We start from the raw sequence: 19,811 nt of genomic DNA, 5'->3' as shown, positions 1-19,811 counted from the left end.
TCAGGCTCCTTGGGCATTGTTGGGGGCACCCCCGGGCGAGGCAGGATGGAGAGACCGGTGCCGCAGTCGGTCTCGGAGCGACTGGTGCCAGACCGGGCGCTTGCGCGGGGGAACGTGATCCACCCCACCGGGCGACCAGGGGTTGCAGCGCAGGATGCGCCAGGCCGTCAATGCCGTGCCCTTGAGCGCACCATGCCGATCGATGGCGCCGTATCCGTAGTGTGAACACGACGGATAGTAACGACAGACTGGGCCGAGCAGCGGGCTGATCGTCCACTGATACAGCTTGATCAGCAGCAGCAGCGGGTACTTCATGCGCGTACCCCTCCCAGCAGCCGCTCCAGCGCGGCGTCGAGCTCCCGAGCCAGCTGATCGGACGCGGCACTCTCCACGCCGGGCAGGGCCCGCACTACCACCAGGCTACCGGCGGGCAAAACCGACAACCGCGCACGCATCAGGTGACGTAGCCGACGCTGCACCCGATGCCGGACGACCGAATTCCCGATGGCTTTGCTTACGACGAAACCCGCACGTGGCGGAGGAGCGCTCTCCTCCGCCACGTGCGGGTCCGTTCCACCGTGCAGATGGACGACGAGGTGCGGGCGTCCGGCCCTGCGCCCCCGGCGCATCGCGGTCGCGAAGTCCTCTCGCCGCCTCAGCCGGTTCTCGGGGGGCAGCACCGCATGGACCTGTGGTCAGTGACTCAGGCGGACAGGCGGGCGCGGCCCTTGGCGCGGCGGTTGGCGACGATGGCACGGCCGGCACGGGTCCGCATCCGCAGCCGGAAGCCGTGGGTCTTGGCCCTGCGCCGGTTGTTCGGCTGGAAGGTGCGCTTGCTCACTCGGGGACTCCAGAGATCTTCGGTGTTCCGGCACGACTAGGCCGAGACAGCTTGTGGACCGTCGCTGGCTGTCACCGTGCGCCCGCGAGGGCAGCGCAACGCCCGAGTCAGCCGCTCAACACCTCTTGTATCGGAGGCGGGCCATCGGAGGCAGGCGGCAGCAGCCATCGACAACTCGACCTGGCAACGGTACGCGCGACGCGACCCACAGGTCAAACTCGGAGGGCGCACCCCTGTACACAGGCTGTGGACAACGACTTGATGCGCGCGCCTCGCGCTGACTAACGTGGCTGAACTCGGAATCTTTCCCGATCGCCCAAGGCGTCACACCCACGGGTGCCCGCCAACGCCAGCGCCACCCCTGCGAGTGAGAGAGCGTGCCTCGTGGCTGATCTACCAGCAGACCTCGCAGCGGTCTGGCCTCGGGCTCTTACAGCCATGCTCTCCGACGGTCAGCGGCTGGAGTCCAAGGACCAGCGCTGGCTCCAGGACTGCCAACCGCTGGCCCTGGTCTCCGGCACCGCCCTGTTGGGCGTGCCCAACGAGTACGCCAAGAACGTGCTGGAGGGACGCCTCGCCCCGTTGATCAGCGAGGCGCTCAGCCGGGAGTGCGGCCAGCCGGTCCGGCTCGCGATCACCGTGACGGCGCCGCCGCCGGAGGCCGCGCCCGCCGCCCCCGAGCAGCCGCCGGCGCGGCCCGAGCCGCCGGCGGACGAGGGTTACGGCGAGGACGGCTACCGTGATCGCGCCGGCGCTCCCGAGCTGCCCGACGCCCGCCCCGCCTACCCCGAGCGGCACCAGATCCCGCGCCAGGAGAGCCCGCAGTGGCGTCAGCCGCGCGGCGACTACTCGTCCTACGGCCGGCCCGAGGGATATGAGTCGTCCTACGGAGAACAGCAGTACGGCGAGCGGCGCTATGGCGAGCAGACGTACTCCGAGCCGTCCTTCCAGGACCAGCGGTACGCCGAGCAGGCCTATGCCGAACAGCAGTACGCCGGCGAGCGGCGCTACCCGGACCAGCGCTACGGGCGCTACGAACCGGGGGGCCAGCCCAACGCCTCGGGCGGTGCCCCGGGGCCGCTCGCCGCGCAGCCGGCGCCGGCGGCCGGGCCCGGCGAGCCGACCGCTCGGCTGAACCCCAAGTACCTCTTCGACACCTTTGTGATCGGCGCGTCCAACCGCTTCGCGCACGCCGCCGCGGTGGCCGTCGCCGAGGCGCCGGCCAAGGCGTACAACCCGCTCTTCATCTATGGCGAGTCGGGGCTCGGCAAGACCCATCTGCTGCACGCGATCGGGCACTACGCCCGAAGCCTCTACCCGGGGACCCGGGTGCGTTACGTGAGCTCCGAGGAGTTCACCAACGAGTTCATCAACTCCATCCGCGACGGCAAGGCGGACGCCTTCCGGAAGCGGTACCGCGACATGGACATCCTGCTGGTGGACGACGTCCAGTTCCTCGCCAGCAAGGAGTCGACGCAGGAGGAGTTCTTCCACACCTTCAACACCCTGCACAACGCCAACAAGCAGATCGTCCTCTCCTCCGACCGGCCGCCCAAGCAGCTGATCACGCTGGAGGACCGGCTGCGGAACCGCTTCGAGTGGGGTCTGATCACCGACGTCCAGCCGCCCGAGCTGGAGACCAGGATCGCCATCCTGCGGAAGAAGGCCGTGCAGGAGCAGTTGAACGCGCCTCCCGAGGTGCTGGAGTTCATCGCCTCCCGGATCTCCCGCAACATCAGGGAGTTGGAGGGCGCGCTGATCCGGGTCACCGCGTTCGCGAGCCTCAACCGGCAGCCGGTCGACCTGGGCCTGACCGAGATCGTCCTGAAGGATCTGATCCCCGGCGGCGAGGACGCCACCCCCGAGATCACCGCCGACGCCATCACCTCCGCGGTGGCCGACTACTTCGGCCTGACCATCGAGGACCTGGCCGGCTCGTCGCGCAGTCGGATCCTGGTCACCGCCCGGCAGATCGCGATGTATCTCTGTCGGGAGCTGACCGATCTGTCGCTGCCCAAGATCGGTCAGCACTTCGGCGGGCGTGACCACACCACCGTGATGCACGCGGACCGCAAGATCCGGGCGCTGATGGCGGAGCGGCGCTCCATCTACAACCAGGTCACCGAACTCACCAACCGCATCAAGAACGGCTGACAGGCGCGCAGTCCGACGGCCTCCCGGAGGGTTGCTCGCGCCCCCGTATGCCCTCAGGCGCCCGCGTATCCGGGTTCGCGCCTCCTTCGCGCGCCCTTCGCCATGCCCAACACCCGCCCCCGGCCTCGGCCACGGCCCGGCAGCCCGTGGCCGGGGCCGGCGGGGCTGTTCGATTAGCGACGTGGCCCACCATGTTTCCCACAGGTTGGGCGAGTTGTGACTGTCCACACCCTGTGAGGTTGGCGTGTCGTCCAGAATCGTGTCCACAGGCTGGCGCCTCGGAGACGAACTCCGCAGGTCAAGTGCCTGTGGATGTGTGGAAACCGATGATCCACAGCCTGTGGACAACCATCGCAGGCCGAAGCGCCGTGATCACGTTGTCCACCGCTCAGGACCAGATACCCACAGGAAAGGGGGAGTTGTACACAGGCAATCCACAGGTTTATCCACTGTTCGGCAACATAACGCGCCGTCTCACCGAGACGAGTGAATCAGGTCACAGCGAAGCGCCTCGTAGCCTGTTGAGAACTCTCCGAAATCTGGGGACGAACCTGTGGGTAACTCGGGGTCACCTGGGGATGGGCTGTGGACAGCCGGGCTCTGTCCACAGGGAGGGCTGGTTCATCCACCGCTCCGCCCACAGGGCCTGTGTACAAAAAACGGGGTCTGACCAGGGGATTCGGAGTTATCCACCGTTTCCACAGGCCCTACTACTACGACTACGGATATAAGCCGGGAGACTCGATTCGAAGTGGGGGCTGTGCACAACTGGCCCGGCGACGATCTACCCAGCGCGCCTCGATTTGACTCGCCGGAGCACCTACTGTCAGTGCCGTGAGTCAGACTGGTGGCCCAACAGGCAGCCGGCAGGGACGGGCGGCCAGCAACAGCGGGAGGCGGCTGAAGTGAAGATCCGGGTGGAACGCGATGTGCTCGCGGAGGCGGTGGCGTGGGCCGCCCGCAGCCTGCCGGCCCGACCTCCGGTGCCGGTTCTCGCGGGACTGCTGCTGAAGGCCGAGGAAGGGGCGTTGAGCCTCTCCGGCTTCGACTACGAGGTGTCCGCGCGGGTTTCCGTCGAGGTGGAGGTCGAGGACGAGGGCACGGTGCTCGTCTCCGGGCGCCTGCTGGCCGACATCTGCCGCTCGTTGCCCAACCGTCCGGTCGAGATCTCGTCGGACGGGGTGCGGGTCACCGTGGTCTGTGGCTCCTCGCGCTTCACGCTCCACACACTGCCTGTGGAGGAGTACCCCTCGCTGCCGCAGATGCCGACGGCCACCGGCACGGTGTCGGCCGAGGTGTTCGCCTCCGCCGTCTCCCAGGTGGCCATCGCCGCCGGTCGGGACGACACCCTCCCGGTGCTCACGGGTGTGCGGGTGGAGATCGAGGGCGATGTGGTCACGCTCGCCTCCACCGACCGCTATCGGTTCGCGGTCCGGGAGTTCCTGTGGAAGCCCGAGGTCGCCGACGTGTCCTCGGTGGCCCTGGTGCCCGCCAAGACGCTGCTGGACACGGCGAAGTCCCTCAGCGGCGGCGACACGGTCTCCCTGGCGCTCTCGGGAGCCGGCGCCGGCGAGGGGCTGATCGGCTTCGAGGGGGCCGGCCGGCGCACCACCACGCGGCTGCTGGAGGGCGATCTGCCGAAGTACCGCACGCTCTTCCCCACCGAGTTCAACTCGGTCGCGGTGATCGAGACGGCCCCCTTCGTCGAGGCCGTCAAGCGGGTCGCGCTGGTCGCCGAGCGGAACACCCCGGTCCGGCTCAACTTCGAGCAGGGCGTGCTGATCCTGGAGGCGGGGTCGAGCGACGACGCACAGGCTGTGGAGCGGGTGGACGCCCAGCTGGAGGGCGACGACATCTCCATCGCCTTCAACCCCGGCTTCCTGCTGGAGGGGCTGAGCGCGATCGACTCCCCGGTGGCCCAGCTCTCCTTCACCACCTCGACCAAGCCGGCGCTGCTGAGCGGCCGCCCGGCGGTGGACGCGGAGGCGGACGAGACCTACAAGTACCTGATCATGCCGGTGCGGCTGAGCGGCTGAGCGGCCTTCCCCGGCGTGGGGCTCGGTAGCGGCCGTAGGGCTTGAGCTGCGCTTTTGAGCGGTTGACCCCGCAGGTGTGCGAGCGGGGTCGGGCGTAGGCTCGGCGGCAGGTACAACGCTACGAAGGAGTTCCTGATGGAGCTGGGTCTCGTCGGTCTCGGCAAGATGGGCGGCAACATGCGCGAGCGCATCCGCCGGGCCGGTCACACCGTCGTGGGGTACGCCCCCGACACGGAGGCCGCCGATGTGCACAGCCTGCGGGAGATGGTGGACGCGCTGGCCGCGCCCCGGGTGGTGTGGCTGATGGTGCCGGCGGGTGAGGTCACCCAGTCGGTGGTGAACGAGCTGGCGGAGGTGCTGTCCCCCGGCGATGTGGTGGTGGACGGCGGAAACTCCCGCTGGACAGACGACGCCAGGCACGCGGCCGAGCTGGCGACCCGGGGCATCGGCTTTGTCGACTGCGGGGTCTCCGGCGGGGTCTGGGGCCTGGAGAACGGCTATGCGCTGATGTACGGCGGCGACGCCGAGCATGTCGCCCGGGTGCAACCGATCTTCGACGCGCTGCGCCCGGCCGGTGAGTTCGGCTCGGTGCACGCCGGCAAGGTGGGCGCCGGGCACTTCGCCAAGATGGTGCACAACGGCATCGAGTACGCGATGATGCAGGCGTTCGCCGAGGGCTGGGAGTTGCTGGAGGCGGCCGAGGAGGTCACGGACGTCCGGGAGGTGTTCCGGTCCTGGCAGGAGGGGACGGTCATCCGTTCCTGGCTGCTGGACCTCGCGGTGCGGGCGCTGGACGACGACGAGCATCTGACCGCGCTGCGCGGCTATGCGGCGGATTCGGGCGAGGGCCGTTGGACGGTGGAGGCCGCCATCGACCACGCGGTGCCGCTGCCGGCGATCACCGCTTCGCTGTTCGCCCGGTTCTCCTCGCGGCAGGAGGACTCGCCGCAGATGAAGATGGTCGCCGCGCTGCGCAACCAGTTCGGCGGCCATGCCGTCGAGAGTTCGAAATAGCTTGTCGACCGGGGAGGTTGGCGCACCGCCGTGCATGTGACTCATCTGTCGCTGGCCGACTTCCGGTCGTATGCCCGGGCCGAGGTGGAGCTCGGCCCGGGTGTCACGGCGTTCCTGGGGCCCAACGGCCAGGGCAAGACCAACCTGGTCGAGGCCGTCGGCTATCTGGCCACCCTGGGCAGCCATCGGGTGTCGTCCGACGCGCCGCTGGTGCGGATGGGCGCCGAGCGCGCGGTGGTCCGCGCCTCGGTGCGGGAGGGCGAACGCCAACAGCTGGTCGAGCTGGAGCTGAACCCCGGCCGGGCGAACCGGGCGCGGCTGAACCGTTCCTCCCAGGTGCGGCCCCGGGATCTGCTGGGCATCGTGCGCACGGTCCTGTTCGCGCCCGAGGATCTTCGTCTGGTGAAGGGCGATCCCGCGGAGCGGCGCCGGTTCCTTGACGAGTTGGTGACGGCGCGGGTGCCCCGTCTTGCCGGGGTTCGCGCCGAGTACGAGCGGGTGTTGAAACAGCGGAACTCGCTGTTGAAATCCGCGGCGATGGCCAGACGCCACGGCGGTCGCGGGATGGATCTCTCGACGCTCGACGTCTGGGACCAGCATCTGGCGCGGGTGGGCGCGGAGTTGGTGGTGCAGCGGCTGGCGCTGCTGGACGCGCTGCGGCCGCTGGCGGACAAGGCGTACGAGCAGGTGGCGCCCGGGGGCGGCCCGGTGGTCCTGGAGTATCAGGGCTCGGCGGGCGAGCGGTCGGCCGAGGCGGTCGGCCGCGAGGAGCATGTCGCGCTGCTCACCGAGGCGTTGGCCGAGGCCAGGCCGCGGGAGATCGAGCGCGGGGTGACGCTGGTCGGCCCGCACCGAGACGAACTGCTGCTGCGGCTCGGCGCGTTGCCGGCGAAGGGCTATGCCAGCCATGGCGAGTCCTGGTCGTTGGCCCTGGCGTTGCGGTTGGCGTCCTACGGGCTGCTGCGGGACGAGGGCCCGGAGCCGGTGCTGATCCTGGACGATGTCTTCGCCGAGCTGGACGCGCAGCGCCGCCGGCGGCTGGCCGAGTTGGTGGTCTCGGCCGAGCAGGTGCTGGTCACGGCCGCGGTGCCGGAGGATGTTCCCGAGGTGCTGGCCGGGGTGCGGTTCGGTGTCTCGGAGGGACGGGTGGAGCGTGAGTGAGGTGCCGCGCGCCCGGCAGGGCGGCGCCTCGGACGGCGGCCAGGAACGGGACCTGGCCGGGCGGGACGCGGCCGAGACGCAGGAGCCGACCGGCGTCGATCTGGCGCGGGTCGCGCTGCGGGCGGCCAAGGATCGCGCGCGGGCGCGTGGCGCCATGGTTCAGCAGCGCCGTGACGCGCGCCGGGGGGGCTTGCGCTCCGGCGCGCGCGCCGGGGGGCGTGATCCGCTGCCGCTGGGCGCGGCGGTGGCCCGGCTCTCCGTGGAGCGTGGCTGGGAGATGCCGCTGGCCGTCGGCGGAGTGCTCGGCCGCTGGCCCGAGTTGGTGGGCCCCGAGGTGGCGCAGCACTGCGCGCCCGAGGGATACGACGAGCAGACCAGGGTGTTGACGGTGCGCTGCGACGCCACCGCCTGGGCCACTCAGCTGCGGTTGTTGGCGCCGCAGCTGTTGGCGCGGCTCAACGCCGATCTGGGCCAGGGCAGCGTCAGATTGATCAAGGTGCTGGGTCCGGCGGCGCCCGCGCGGCCCCGGGGACGGCTGCGCGCTCCCGGGAGCCGGGGGCCCGGTGACACCTATGGCTAGAGCTGAGGTTCGGGTGTCCGGAAGTGACGCCGGTCACGTCTCGGAAGGTTGACAGGCGGAAGCGCTGAGCGCCGTTGTGAACGGATCAGGGCCCCGGGTCACATATGGGGAGTCGTCGGAGCCCGGTTGAGGGCGGCACATGCGCGGTGAGAGCCCCGCAAACCGCCGTTACGGTTGGCGCTAGCGGTAGACTGGAGACAACCGCCCCGTTGCGGACCATGTCGAACGACGCAGCCGCTCCTCTGAGCCGGAGCCGGCTTGTGCTGTGCCAGAAAGGGCGCTTCGTGGCCGATTCCGGCGATGCCAACAAGAACATTTCGTCCTCCCCCGGAGCTTCCCCCGGATCCGCTTCCGCACCGACCTCCGGATCGAGTCCCGCATCGACTCCCGCATCGACGGAGGAAGCCCCCTCGTACGACGCCAGCGCGATCACCGTGCTGGAGGGCCTCGACGCGGTCCGCAAGCGGCCGGGGATGTACATCGGATCCACAGGTGAGCGTGGGCTCCATCACCTCGTCACCGAGGTCGTGGACAACTCCGTGGACGAGGCCCTCGCCGGCCACGCCGACCGGATCGACGTCACCGTGCTCGCCGACGGCGGGGTGCGCGTGGTGGACAACGGCCGTGGGATCCCGGTGGGCATGGTGCCGTCGGAGGGGAAGCCGGCGGTCGAGGTCGTGCTCACCGTCCTGCACGCGGGCGGCAAGTTCGGCGGTGGCGGCTACGCGGTCTCCGGCGGTCTGCACGGCGTGGGCGTCTCCGTGGTGAACGCGCTCTCCACCCGGGTCGCGGTCGAGGTCAAGACGGACGGCTATCGCTGGACCCAGGAGTACGAACTGGGCGTCCCGACCGCCCCGCTGGCGCGGAACGAGGAGACGTCCGAAACCGGGACCACGGTCACTTTCTGGGCCGACGGCGACATCTTCGAGACCACCGACTACTCGTTCGAGACCCTTTCCCGACGGTTCCAGGAGATGGCCTTCCTGAACCGGGGGCTGACCATCAGCCTGACGGACGAGCGCGCGGCGGCCAAGCAGACCGCGGGCGCCGACTCCGCGGGGCCGGCCGACGACGACCAGCCGCGCACGGTCACCTACCACTACGAGGGCGGCATCGCGGACTTCGTGCGCCACCTCAACTCCCGCAAGGGAGAGCCGGTGCACGCCTCGGTGATCGAGATCGACTCCGAGGACCAGGAGCGGAAGATCTCCGTCGAGATCGCCATGCAGTGGAACAGCCAGTTCAGCGAGGGTGTCTACAGCTTCGCCAACACGATCCACACGCATGAGGGCGGCACCCACGAGGAGGGCTTCCGCGCGGCGTTGACGGCCCTGGTGAACAAGTACGCCAGGGAGAAGAAGCTGCTGCGCGAGAAGGACGACAACCTCGCGGGTGAGGACATCAGGGAGGGGCTCACCGCGATCATCTCGGTGAAGCTCGGCGAGCCGCAGTTCGAGGGTCAGACCAAGACAAAGCTTGGCAACACCGAGGCCAAGACCTATGTCCAGAAGATCGTTTACGAACACTTCACCGACTGGCTCGATCGCAATCCCAACGAGGCCGCGGACATCATCCGCAAGGGCATCCAGGCGGCCACCGCCCGGGTCGCCGCGCGCAAGGCCCGTGACCTCACCCGGCGCAAGGGCCTGCTGGAGACGGCCTCGCTGCCCGGCAAGCTCAGCGACTGCCAGTCCAACGACGCCACCAAGAGCGAGATCTTCATCGTGGAGGGCGACTCGGCCGGCGGCAGCGCCAAGTCCGGCCGGGATCCGCAATACCAGGCGATCCTGCCCATCCGCGGCAAGATCCTGAACGTCGAGAAGGCCAGGATCGACAAGGTGTTGCAGAACACCGAGGTCCAGGCGCTGATCTCGGCCTTCGGCACCGGGATCCACGAGGACTTCGACATCTCCAAGCTCCGCTATCACAAGATCATCCTGATGGCGGACGCCGATGTCGACGGGCAGCACATCAACACCCTGTTGCTGACGCTGCTGTTCCGCTTCATGCGCCCGCTGGTGGAAGCCGGCCATGTCTACCTCTCGCAGCCGCCGCTCTACAAGATCAAGTGGGGGCGCGACGAGTTCGAGTACGCCTACTCGGACCGCGAGCGCGACAGCCTGATCCGGCTCGGCCGGGAGCGCGGCAAGCGGATCAGGGAGGACTCGATCCAGCGGTTCAAGGGCCTGGGCGAGATGAACGCCGAGGAACTGCGGATCACCACCATGGACATGGCCCACCGGGTGCTGCGCCTGGTCACGCTGGACGACGCCGCCGCCGCCGACGACCTGTTCTCCGTCCTGATGGGCGAAGACGTGGAGGCCAGGCGCTCGTTCATCCAGCGCAACGCCAAGGACGTTCGGTTCCTGGACATCTGACGCCGGCCATCCGGCCCCGTACCGCTGATCGAAAGGAATCGGTCCCACAGCCATGGCCGACGAAAACGTCCCCACCCCGCCGAACCCCGAACTGCTGAACTCCTCGGGCGCTCTGCGGATCGAGCCGGTCACGCTCGAAACCGAGATGCAGCGCTCGTATCTCGACTACGCGATGAGCGTGATCGTCTCCCGCGCGCTCCCCGACGTGCGCGACGGGCTCAAGCCGGTGCACCGTCGCGTGCTCTACGCGATGTACGACGGGGGCTACCGCCCCGAGCGCGGCTACTACAAGTGCGCCCGCGTGGTCGGCGACGTGATGGGCACGTACCATCCGCACGGCGACACCTCGATCTATGACGCCCTGGTCCGGCTCGCCCAGTCCTGGACGATGCGGATGCCGCTGGTCGACTCCAACGGGAACTTCGGCTCCCCTGGCAACGACCCGGCGGCGGCCATGCGGTACACCGAGTGCCGGCTGGCGCCGCTGGCCATGGAGACGCTGCGGGACATCGACGAGGAGACCGTCGACTTCCAGGACAACTACGACGGACGGAACCAGGAGCCGACGGTTCTGCCGGCGCGCTTCCCGAACCTGCTGGTCAACGGCTCGGCCGGGATCGCGGTCGGCATGGCGACCAATATCCCGCCGCACAACCTGCGCGAGGTCGCGGCCGGCGCCCAGTGGTATCTGGAGCACCCGGACGCCGACCCCGACGAGCTGCTGGACGCGCTGATTGCGCGGATCAAGGGCCCCGACTTCCCCACCGGGGCGCTGGTGGTCGGCCGCAAGGGCATCGAGGAGGCGTACCGCACCGGTCGTGGCTCGATCACCATGCGGGCCGTGATCGAGGTGGAGGAGATCCAGGGCCGGCAGTGCCTGGTGGTCACCGAGCTGCCGTACCAGGTCAACCCGGACAATCTCGCGCAGAAGATCGCCGAGTTGGTCAAGGACGGTCGGGTCAACGGCATCGCCGACGTCCGGGACGAGACCTCGTCGCGCACCGGGCAGCGCCTGGTGATCGTCCTCAAGCGGGACGCGGTCGCCAAGGTGGTGCTCAACAACCTCTACAAGCACACCGATCTGCAGACCAACTTCGGCGCCAACATGCTCGCCCTGGTGGACGGCGTGCCGCGCACGCTCTCGCTGGACGCGTTCATCCGCTCCTGGGTCGCGCACCAGATCGACGTGATCGTGCGGCGCACCCGCTACCGGCTGCGCAAGGCCGAGGAGCGGGCCCATATCCTGCGCGGCCTGCTCGCCGCGTTGGACGCGATCGACGAGGTCATCGCCCTGATCCGGCGCAGCGAGACGGTGGATGTCGCGCGTCAGGGCCTGATGGGCCTGCTGAGCATCGACGAGATCCAGGCCAACGCGATCCTGGAGATGCAGCTGCGCCGGCTGGCCGCGCTGGAGCACCAGAAGATCACCGCCGAGCGCAACGAACTGGAGGCGCGGATCCGCGAGTACAACGCGATCCTGGCCTCCCCGGAGCGGCAGCGGGCGATCATCGGCGAGGAACTGGCCGCGATCGTCGACAAGTTCGGCGACGACCGGCGCACCGCGCTGGTGCCGTTCGAGGGCGACATGTCCATCGAGGACCTGATCGCCGAAGAGGACATCGTGGTCACCATCACCCGTGGTGGCTATGTGAAGCGCACCAAGACGGACGACTACCGCGCCCAGAAGCGCGGCGGCAAGGGAGTGCGCGGCACCAAGCTGCGCGAGGACGACATCGTCGACCACTTCTTCGTCTCCACCACCCACCACTGGCTGCTGTTCTTCACCAACAAGGGCCGGGTCTACCGCGCCAAGGCGTACGAGCTGCCGGACGCCGGCCGCGAGGCGCGCGGGCAGCATGTGGCGAACCTGCTGGCCTTCCAACCCGACGAGGAGATCGCCGAGATCCTGGCCATCAGGGACTACGAGGCGGCCCCCTATCTGGTCCTGGCCACCAAGTCGGGCCTGGTGAAGAAGACCGCGCTCAAGGACTACGACTCCCCCCGCTCGGGCGGCGTGATCGCCATCAACCTGCGGGAGATGCCCGACGGCGGGGACGACGAGCTGATCGGCGCCGAGCTGGTCTCCTCCGACGACGACCTCCTGCTGATCAGCAAGAAGGCCCAGTCGATCCGCTTCACCGCGACCGACGACTCGCTGCGCCCGATGGGCCGCGCGACGTCGGGGGTGAAGGGCATGAGCTTCCGCGAGGGCGACGAACTGCTGTCGATGAACGTGGTCCGCGCCAACACCTTCGTTTTCACGGCGACCGACGGCGGGTACGCGAAGCGCACCCCGGTCGACGAGTACCGGGTGCAGGGACGCGGCGGCCTCGGCATCAAGGCGGCCAAGATCGTCGAGGACCGGGGCTCCCTGGTGGGCGCGCTGGTGGTGGAGGACACTGATGAGATCCTTGCCATCACCCTGGGCGGTGGAGTGATCCGCACGCGGGTCAATGAGGTCAGGGAGACCGGCCGTGACACCATGGGCGTTCAGCTGATCAACCTGGGTAAGCGGGACGCCGTCGTGGGTATCGCACGCAACGCCGAGGCTGGTCGTGAGGCCGAGGAAGTCGAGGCCGAGGCCACCGACGAGGCTCCCCAGGAGTCCGAGGTGGGCACCGTGGCCCCGGGCGCAGAGGAGTAGAGCGTGAGTGGAGCCATCGGCGCGTCCGGAGGCGGCGCGGGGCGCGACGAGATGCCGCGTCCCCCCGAGTCGCCGCCCCCGGGCCGCCATGGCTCCGGTGTCGGGGATGGCGCCCCCCGGCAGGAGTCCGCAAACGACCCTTCTCGTGGGGGAACCACCATGACCAGTGCCAGACCTGCGGACTCGTCGCATCCGCAGGGCCAGGGCTACAGCAGTGCCGATCAACAGCACTACCACCCCCCGCAGGCCTACCCCGCGCCACCCGGCGCGGCGCCGACGGTGGGCCAGCAGCCCTCGCAGGCCCCGCCCACCCCGCGCGCGCGGGGTGGCAAGCAGCAGCCCCAGGGCGGCGTGCGCCGCCCGCGCACGGGGGCGCGCACGGTTCCCCGGGTCCGTAAGGCCCGGCTGCGGGTGGCCAAGGCCGATCCGTGGTCGGTGATGAAGGTCAGCTTCCTGCTCTCCATCGCCCTTGGCATCTGCACCGTCATCGCGGTCGCCGTGCTGTGGACGGTGATGGACGGGATGGGCGTCTTCTCGACCATCGGTGAAACGATCACTCAGGCCACGGAGACGGACGACGAGAGCGGTTTCGACCTTGTCTCCTTTCTGTCCCTGTCGCGGGTGTTGATCTTCACCTCGGTCATCGCCGTGATCGATGTGGTGCTGGCCACCGCCCTGGCCACGCTGGGCGCCTTCCTCTACAACCTCTCGGCGGGCTTTGTCGGAGGCGTGGAAGTGACCCTCGCCGAGGACGAGTGACCCCACCCAACCGATTTGGGCGGCAGCCCGGGCATGCGATAGCCTTGCTGCGCACGCGGGGCTATAGCTCAGATGGTTAGAGCGCATCCCTGATAAGGATGAGGCCACAGGTTCAAGTCCTGTTAGCCCCACTCGCGCGAACAGCCCCGGTCATTTCTGGTCGGGGCTGTTTGGTTTTCGGGCCTTGGGGAGCGACGGGTGGCCGCCGAGTTCTCAGATGCCGGCGAGCGTCGGCACCGTTGAGCGTCTGACCAGGAGGTTCGCGGTGTGCGGGATGGTGGGGTGGTGGGGGGACGGGGGCAAGCCCCTTGTGCTAGGACACAATTGGGTATCATCGGGCGCCAGAAGTCCGATCACGTTGAAGAAGGACGAGGTAGCGCGGTGAAGAAGCTCCTCCTGGTCGCGGTGGCCGCCATTGGCGGACTCCTTGTCTACCGTCAGATCCAAGCGGACAAGGCCGAGCAGGATCTGTGGACGGAGGCGACCGACTCCGTGCCGGCCGGCTCCACGGGCGCCTGACGCCCCCAACCACGGACTCCGAAGGACATCAGCAGTCGCCTCCGGGCCCCTGTCGCCTGGCGGCGCGGGGGCCCGGAGGCGTGCTCCGGCCTGTTCGGCGGCGGCACGGGTGCGGCGTTGTAGCGAGAACGTGACGCCCCCCGTCGTCCGGTTGCGACCGTGAACTCGTAACGTGCAGAACGTCGGGGAGCAGGGTTGCGGGATGGCCAGGAGAGTGTGGGATGGGAAAGATGAGCGCCGGCGCCGGAATTGTGGCGGCGATCTGCGCGACGGCGCTGCTGGGAGCCACCCCCGCGCTCGCCGCGACCCCCGACCCCCGTACCTACGCCCCGGCGTCGGACGCGATCGCCGTCGAGGGCACGGCCGGCAGCGCCGACGCGCCCGCCATCGAGGCGGGCCGTATCTACACCGACGAGATATCCCCGGGCGAGACGTTGCACTATGCCGTCGCCCTGGACGGCGGCTCCAGCGCCTATGTGACGACGGTCGCCGCCCCCGACCGGGGGTCGCCGGTGGGGCTCGGCGACGAGCTGCGGGTGGAGCTGCTCACCACCGGCAACGAGAGCTGTTCGACGGGCGTCGCCGACTTCGACTTCGGGATCGGCTATCTGGCCAGGCCCATCAGCGCCGGCGCCGACCGGACGGTCGCCCAGGGCGCCGAATGCCAGCGCGAGGGCAGCTATCTCTACACGGTGACCAGAACGGCCGGTTCCGATCCCGGCGACTGGCCCATCGAGCTGCGGTTCTCCCAGGAGCCGAGGCTGGCGGGGCTGCCGGAGGCCGCGCCGCCGGTGGACAGCTGGGAGACCGAACCGCCCAGCGCGCCAACGGGCCAGGCCACCAGGGTGCGGGGCGGCACCGGCTTCAACGACGCCCAGCCGATCGGCGAGGGCGTCTGGCGCGACGATATCCGCGCCGGCGAGAGCCTGATCTACCGGGTGCCGGTCGACTGGGGCCAACAGCTCACGCTCGCCCTGGAGTTGGGCAACGCCACCGGTGTCGAGGGCACCGTCTCGGCAAGCGGCGACGTGGCCCTGGAGATCTTCAACCCGGCGACGGTCAAGGCCCTGCCGATCGCCACCGAACGCTATCGGGGCGAGCAGCTCAGCGTCTCCGGCATTTCGCCCGGGGTGCACTACGGCAACCGTTTCGAGGACGGCGTCGAGGCCTTCCGGGTCGCCGGTTGGCACTATCTGATGGTCAGCCTGGGCTTCGAGGCCAACGAGATCACCCCGGAACCCGTCGGGTTGACGCTGCGGCTCTCGCTCGTCGGGGAGCGCCAGAGCGGGCCCTCCTACGCCTCCGACCTGGCCGAGACCGGCTTCGGGGTCACCCAGGACGATATCGAGCAGGCCGACCAGGGGCTGACGGACGAGGAAGTGGCCGCCCGACAGGCCAGCGACGACAAGCGGTTGCGCGGCTATCTGGCCATCGGGACCGGGGCGGCGCTGGTCGTCGGCGTCGGCGCCTGGTATCTCATCGGCTGGCGTCGAGCGGTCAGGGCCGCGGGGCCACAGCCCTGAGCCTGCCCGGCCGTCAGGCGGTGAGCAGCGACCAGAAGCCGTAGCCGAGACAGATCGCGGCCACCAACAGCACCGGGATCGCCACCAGACGCGGCGGCCCAGGGCCGCGCCGCACCGGCATCGGGCCCGTGGTGCTGAACGGGGAGGGCGCGGCGGCCGGGAGCGCGGTCAGTGAGCGGGTCGCAGGGGAGGCCCCCACCGCGCTCGTCGGCTGCTCCCCCAACGTCCCCCCGACGCCGACGCCGACGCCGACGCCGTTCCCGGGCGGAAGGCCGGTTCCGGCGGCGGGCACCGGCGGCGGGGTGGGCGGCGCCAGCCGGTAGCTGCCGGTGTTGGACGAGTCGTCGACCACCGCCGGGCCGTCGTCGTCGCCGCTGCCCGCCGGCCGGGGGCCCTCCGGGCCGTATCCGGGCGGCAGCGGGCCCAGTTGGTCGAAGACCTCGACGACCTCCTTCTCCAGGGTGGAGTCCGGCAGCAGCTCGACGGCGGCCAGCAGCGCCTTGCGGACCCCGGTGGCCGAACGGAACCGCGCCGTCGGCGACGGCTGCAACAACGTCCCCAGCACCTGCCAGAGCGACCCGGGCACGCCCTCGGGGGCCGGTGGCAGCCCCGACTCGGCGAACCGTTCCAACAGCGCCTGGGAGTCGGGCTTGGCCCCCGTCAGCAGATAGAGGCCGACCAGGCCCACGGCGTACAGGTCGGCGGGAAAGTCCGGCTCCGCGCCCTCAAGCTGTTCGGGCGCGAAGTAACCGGGCGTGCCGACCACGTAGTTGGTCTCGGTGAGACGTGGCTCACCCTTCCGCATCGAGATCCCGAAGTCGGAGAGCCGCAGATGCGGACGGCCGCTCCCCGTCGCCTCCAACAGGATGTTGGCCGGCTTGATGTCCCGGTGCACCACCCCTTCGTCGTGCACCGCCTGCAGCCCGGCCAGGAGTTGGTCGAGCAGCACACAGACCACGCTGGGCGGCAGCGGACCGTAGTCCCCGATCAGATGGGACAGCGACCCCCCGGTCATCAGGTCCATGGTGAAGAGGACCTTGTCGTCGTCCGCCGCCCAGCTGGCAGGGGCCAGCACATGGGGATGATCGATGCGCAGCGCCTGCTCCCGGACGAAGCGCAACAGCGTGTGCGCGTCGGACTGTTGCAGCACCTTGGCCGCGACATAGCGCCGGCGGCGGTGGTCCCAGGCGCGCCAGACCGCGCCCACGCCACCTCTTCCTATCGGGTCAACCAGCTCGTACCGACCCGCGAAGATCTCACCCATCGCGCCTTGTCCGCCCTTGTGATCGCGTCTTCGTCCGTGCGCCCGCGCCCGCGGTGAACCGTTGTCGCCGGCTCCTGTCAGCCCTGGTGGTTCTCATAGTGCTCGATGGCCTCGCGGGTGCGCGCCACGCCGTACACCCGAAGGAACTCGGCCAGTTCGGGATGGCTGTCGGCGAGCAGCCGGGCCGCGCTCTGGATCTCCGCCGCGTCCGAGACCGAACGCAGCAGCGACTGGATCTCCCTGACCACCCGCTTGCTCGGGTTGGCCGGCACCGAGGCCGAACCCGACCTGCTGGTCGTGGACGCCGGGCTCAGCACATTGCCGCCGGCGGTCCTGCGGATGTCGTCCATCGCGCCCGTGGCCTCGGCCGCGCTGATCCGGCCGCCCCGCACCTCGGCGGCGAGATCCTGCAGCGCGCGCACGCGCTGCACCACGGCCGGATTGCCGATCTTGGCCCGCTGTCCGCTCATCAACTGGGAGAGCATCGGCGCGGACAGCCCGAGAACACCGGCGAGTCTGGCCTGGTTGAGCCCGAGGTCGGTGATCAGCCGCCGAAAGAGCGTCCCCAGGGGCTCGCCGTACCAGGTCGTCTGCTGCTCCCTGGCCTTCTCGGTTGACTCTTGTTGGACCGCGTCCATCGTGTGTCTCCCCTGTCTCCCCTGATCGCTTCACGTGAGCGAAGTTGCGCGTCATCCTACGGAGGGAGCCTTCCCCGTCGCGATACCCGGTCGGCCTCACCGGAGAACATTGGGTAATCTGGGGTCCGGCCTTCCCCAAGGCCGAGCGGGGCCTTAGCTCAGTTGGTAGAGCGCCGTCTTTGCATGGCGGATGTCAGGAGTTCGACTCTCCTAGGCTCCACTTCTTCGGAGATCCCCTGACCTGCGGAAACGCGGGTCTGGGGATTTCTCGGCGTTTAATACGTCAGCACCGTGTCGACACCGGTATCCCGGGTGGATCATCCCGGCCTGGTGCCGACGTCGCCTCGACGGGGCTGGACCGGTGGGGGCGTCGGGGCGGGGCCCGAGGTGCGTGGGCGCGGGATCAACCAGCCGGGCCGGTGGGGGCGTGTGGGGCATCGGGGCAGAGCGTCGAGCGCTCGACCGTGAGCGCCGCGACCGGATGCCTGTAAGTGGGTGGCCGGCTCAGGGCGCGCCTGTCGAGCAGGACGATGTGCTGATGTGTATGCCCGGGAAGCCAATCCAACGCGCCCTATGACAGAGGCATATGACGACGCATCAACTGACGGTTCGTCTCCATCCGTGCAGCGTAGGCGTGTTCGCGGGATCGGCCCGTCCTCGGTCTCCAAGATTGGCAGCTTCTTGTAAGCGTTCTTGTACGCGCCCTCGGGGGTGTCGTAGAAAGGGCGGGGAACTCTCATATGTCGTTGGTGAGCAACCTGAAACCGGGCGGCGCGGGGCCGCGGTGAGCGGCGATCACGGTGTTCGATGTCGGCACATACGACGACGCTTGCCGAAGTGGGATCGTCGAATTCGCACCGTGGCCGTGGAACAAGGGCAACGCGACCGACCGTCGGATCCGGGCGATCCGGTATTCCGGAAAGATTTCTGTTGGCGCCACCGAGGGGGAATCCGGGGATCACACCGGGACGATCGAGTGACCATCGCGACCGCTCACGTGGCCGGCAGGTATGCCGTGGGCGACGGATTCCACGCCGTGCGGGAGGGCGCGGCCGAATTCGAGGTTTCACGTCTGAGGAACACGGTCACTTGCTGGTGATCGAGAAGGCGGAGCAGTTCGCCGCTGCCATCGGTCAGTTCCACGGCCCCCGACACCGGTCCCGGGCCTCGTAAGACATGCGGGAGCACGTTCCATGACCCTAGTCAGCGAAAGCGCCGGCGGGCGCTCCTCACCACCGAGACCAGCGGTTCGCCTCGTCCTCGTCCTGAGGGCCCCCACCCGGTCACCTCTGGTGATCGGGGCTGGTCACCCGGTGGCGCTGTTCCTGATCCAGGACGCGGTGAACGCCGTGCTCCCGGACCGGTCGGGCGAACTCGCCGGCGTGCTCGACGCGGGGGACAACGGTGGGTGGGAGGTCGTGCTGCGCGGGCCGTCGGCCTGTGCGGCGCACGTCCCGGCGGCCGGCAAGACGCTTATGGTCGGGCTGATCCGGCATGTCGCATGCCGCGGACGGAGAGACGGGCGGCCAGCAGGACGCACAAGTCCTGGCGATCGTGGGGCGGGCCTGACGGGGCGCCGTGGAGGAGCAGTTCGTCGACGCGCTGTACTTGGCCAGCGAGTTGCACCGGCAGCTGGGCGGAACGGACTCCCGCTGCGCGGTGCCGCGGTGAGCAACCGCACCGTGGACACGCTCAGCGACCCGAAGGCCGATGTGCGGCGACTGCTCGATACGGGGATGCGAGTGTACGCGGAGGAGCCCGGCCTGGTGGCGTATGGGCTGGACGGCGACGGAGCGTTGCTCGACGGCGTGCTCCGGATGCCGGAAGGTGGGGCGGCAGCCCGCTGGGGCGACCGCCGCATGGTGTGTTGCCTGTGACATCGAGCCGATGTCGCCCGCACGGTCGGGCGGCCCACAGCTACGCGCGCTGACTTCGACGATGAGCAGCGCTGCTTGACCTGGCCCGCATTAGTCGAGATCACGGCCGGCTGGACTTCGGTATTCGGGATCGAGAGCCGCAAGGCATGCCCTCGAATACATCGAGACAAACTGGACTGAAATGCGCCCGAAATGCCTGGTCGAGGCCATGGGCTAGGGGCTCTCACGGGTTCCCCGAAAGGCGGGACCCATGCCGTTTCTCCATCCCGGTGCGGGTTCCGCTTCGAGGCTGACAGCTTGCTGCAAAGCCGCTTGTTCCCCCTTCGCACGGCCCTGTTGGATGGACCAGGCCCACTTGCCGTTACCCGCGTAGTCCCCCTCACCCTGTGTGCGCCGTATCACGTGTTCGAGCCGCTTACCGTG

16 protein-coding genes and 2 tRNA genes are annotated in these 19,811 nt (G+C 69.3%); 13 read left to right on the top strand and 5 right to left on the bottom strand.

The window, feature by feature from the left end:
• The 3 genes from yidD to rpmH are packed head-to-tail and all read right to left on the bottom strand — an operon-like array spanning position 1 to position 841.
• Positions 1-315, bottom strand: coding sequence for a membrane protein insertion efficiency factor YidD (yidD, locus tag AOM46_RS31935; protein ID WP_078856739.1), 315 nt, complete (start codon positions 313-315; stop codon positions 1-3).
• A complete protein-coding gene (gene rnpA, locus AOM46_RS31930; protein WP_078856738.1) occupies positions 312-680 on the bottom strand; it encodes a ribonuclease P protein component in 369 nt (122 codons plus the stop codon). The genes yidD and rnpA overlap by 4 nt, the downstream gene beginning before the upstream one ends.
• A 23-nt stretch (positions 681-703) precedes the next feature.
• A complete protein-coding gene (rpmH, locus tag AOM46_RS12180) occupies positions 704-841 on the bottom strand; it encodes a 50S ribosomal protein L34 (RefSeq protein WP_062209723.1) in 138 nt (45 codons plus the stop codon).
• A 384-nt stretch (positions 842-1,225) separates the two neighbouring features.
• On the opposite strand from rpmH, the gene dnaA reads away from it, so the two are divergent.
• From dnaA to AOM46_RS12130, 11 genes are all read left to right on the top strand, one after another.
• Entirely contained in the window at positions 1,226-2,995 is a 1,770-nt protein-coding gene (dnaA, locus tag AOM46_RS12175) for a chromosomal replication initiator protein DnaA (protein WP_062209720.1), read from the top strand.
• 905 nt (positions 2,996-3,900) lie between these two features.
• Complete coding sequence (gene dnaN, locus AOM46_RS12170; protein WP_062209717.1) at positions 3,901-5,031, top strand: DNA polymerase III subunit beta; 1,131 nt, start codon at positions 3,901-3,903, stop codon at positions 5,029-5,031.
• 135 nt (positions 5,032-5,166) lie between these two features.
• Positions 5,167-6,045 (top strand): phosphogluconate dehydrogenase (NAD(+)-dependent, decarboxylating), encoded by an 879-nt coding sequence (gnd, locus tag AOM46_RS12165; protein WP_062209714.1) that lies wholly within the window; start codon positions 5,167-5,169, stop codon positions 6,043-6,045.
• 30 nt (positions 6,046-6,075) lie between these two features.
• Positions 6,076-7,206: a DNA replication/repair protein RecF gene (gene recF / locus AOM46_RS12160; protein ID WP_062209711.1), complete on the top strand. Its 1,131-nt coding sequence runs from the start codon at positions 6,076-6,078 to the stop codon at positions 7,204-7,206.
• A complete protein-coding gene (locus AOM46_RS12155; RefSeq protein ID WP_370592689.1) occupies positions 7,199-7,786 on the top strand; it encodes a DUF721 domain-containing protein in 588 nt (195 codons plus the stop codon). The genes recF and AOM46_RS12155 overlap by 8 nt, the downstream gene beginning before the upstream one ends.
• 260 nt (positions 7,787-8,046) lie before the next feature.
• Positions 8,047-10,164 (top strand): DNA topoisomerase (ATP-hydrolyzing) subunit B, encoded by a 2,118-nt coding sequence (gene gyrB, locus AOM46_RS12150; RefSeq protein ID WP_062209708.1) that lies wholly within the window; start codon positions 8,047-8,049, stop codon positions 10,162-10,164.
• Between the two features lie 52 nt (positions 10,165-10,216).
• Entirely contained in the window at positions 10,217-12,808 is a 2,592-nt protein-coding gene (gene gyrA / locus AOM46_RS12145) for a DNA gyrase subunit A (protein WP_062209705.1), read from the top strand.
• Between the two features lie 3 nt (positions 12,809-12,811).
• Positions 12,812-13,567: a DUF3566 domain-containing protein gene (locus AOM46_RS12140; RefSeq protein ID WP_370592688.1), complete on the top strand. Its 756-nt coding sequence runs from the start codon at positions 12,812-12,814 to the stop codon at positions 13,565-13,567.
• A gap of 57 nt (positions 13,568-13,624) precedes the next feature.
• Positions 13,625-13,698: transfer RNA gene (locus AOM46_RS12135), tRNA-Ile, on the top strand.
• 250 nt (positions 13,699-13,948) lie between these two features.
• The gene (locus tag AOM46_RS31925) at positions 13,949-14,086 is read left to right on the top strand and encodes a DLW-39 family protein (RefSeq protein ID WP_170184714.1); all 138 of its coding nucleotides are present in this window, start codon (positions 13,949-13,951) and stop codon (positions 14,084-14,086) included.
• 221 nt (positions 14,087-14,307) lie between these two features.
• A complete protein-coding gene (locus AOM46_RS12130) occupies positions 14,308-15,609 on the top strand; it encodes a hypothetical protein (RefSeq protein WP_062209703.1) in 1,302 nt (433 codons plus the stop codon).
• Between the two features lie 13 nt (positions 15,610-15,622).
• Here AOM46_RS12130 and AOM46_RS12125 read toward each other — a convergent pair whose 3' ends face one another.
• Complete coding sequence (locus AOM46_RS12125) at positions 15,623-16,873, bottom strand: serine/threonine-protein kinase (RefSeq protein WP_062209700.1); 1,251 nt, start codon at positions 16,871-16,873, stop codon at positions 15,623-15,625.
• A 77-nt stretch (positions 16,874-16,950) separates the two neighbouring features.
• Entirely contained in the window at positions 16,951-17,511 is a 561-nt protein-coding gene (locus AOM46_RS12120) for a hypothetical protein (protein ID WP_062209697.1), read from the bottom strand.
• Positions 17,512-17,658: 147 nt separating this feature from the next.
• Here AOM46_RS12120 and AOM46_RS12115 point away from each other — a divergent pair.
• Together AOM46_RS12115 and AOM46_RS35310 are read left to right on the top strand one after the other, a co-directional pair.
• Positions 17,659-17,731: transfer RNA gene (locus tag AOM46_RS12115), tRNA-Ala, on the top strand.
• Between the two features lie 1,447 nt (positions 17,732-19,178).
• Positions 19,179-19,388, top strand: a complete 210-nt coding sequence (locus AOM46_RS35310; protein ID WP_234313751.1) for a hypothetical protein — start codon at positions 19,179-19,181, stop codon at positions 19,386-19,388.
• Positions 19,389-19,811 lie beyond the last annotated feature (423 nt).

This window comes from Streptomyces sp. NBRC 109706 (assembly GCF_000974485.1).
In the GTDB taxonomy this organism is placed as follows: Bacteria; Actinomycetota; Actinomycetes; order Streptomycetales; family Streptomycetaceae; genus Streptomyces.
The sequence above is the reverse complement of the archived record's forward strand: the minus strand, read 5'-3'. Positions and strand labels throughout refer to the sequence as shown.

What these genes read in the sequence shown, in the direction of transcription:
- yidD (WP_078856739.1), bottom strand. Translation starts at nt 315, where the DNA reads ATGAAGTACCCGCTGCTGCTGCTGATCAAGCTGTATCAGTGGACGATC.
- gnd (WP_062209714.1), top strand. Translation starts at nt 5,167, where the DNA reads ATGGAGCTGGGTCTCGTCGGTCTCGGCAAGATGGGCGGCAACATGCGC.
- gyrA (WP_062209705.1), top strand. Translation starts at nt 10,217, where the DNA reads ATGGCCGACGAAAACGTCCCCACCCCGCCGAACCCCGAACTGCTGAAC.
- AOM46_RS12130 (WP_062209703.1), top strand. Translation starts at nt 14,308, where the DNA reads ATGGGAAAGATGAGCGCCGGCGCCGGAATTGTGGCGGCGATCTGCGCG.
- AOM46_RS12125 (WP_062209700.1), bottom strand. Translation starts at nt 16,873, where the DNA reads ATGGGTGAGATCTTCGCGGGTCGGTACGAGCTGGTTGACCCGATAGGA.
- AOM46_RS12120 (WP_062209697.1), bottom strand. Translation starts at nt 17,511, where the DNA reads ATGGACGCGGTCCAACAAGAGTCAACCGAGAAGGCCAGGGAGCAGCAG.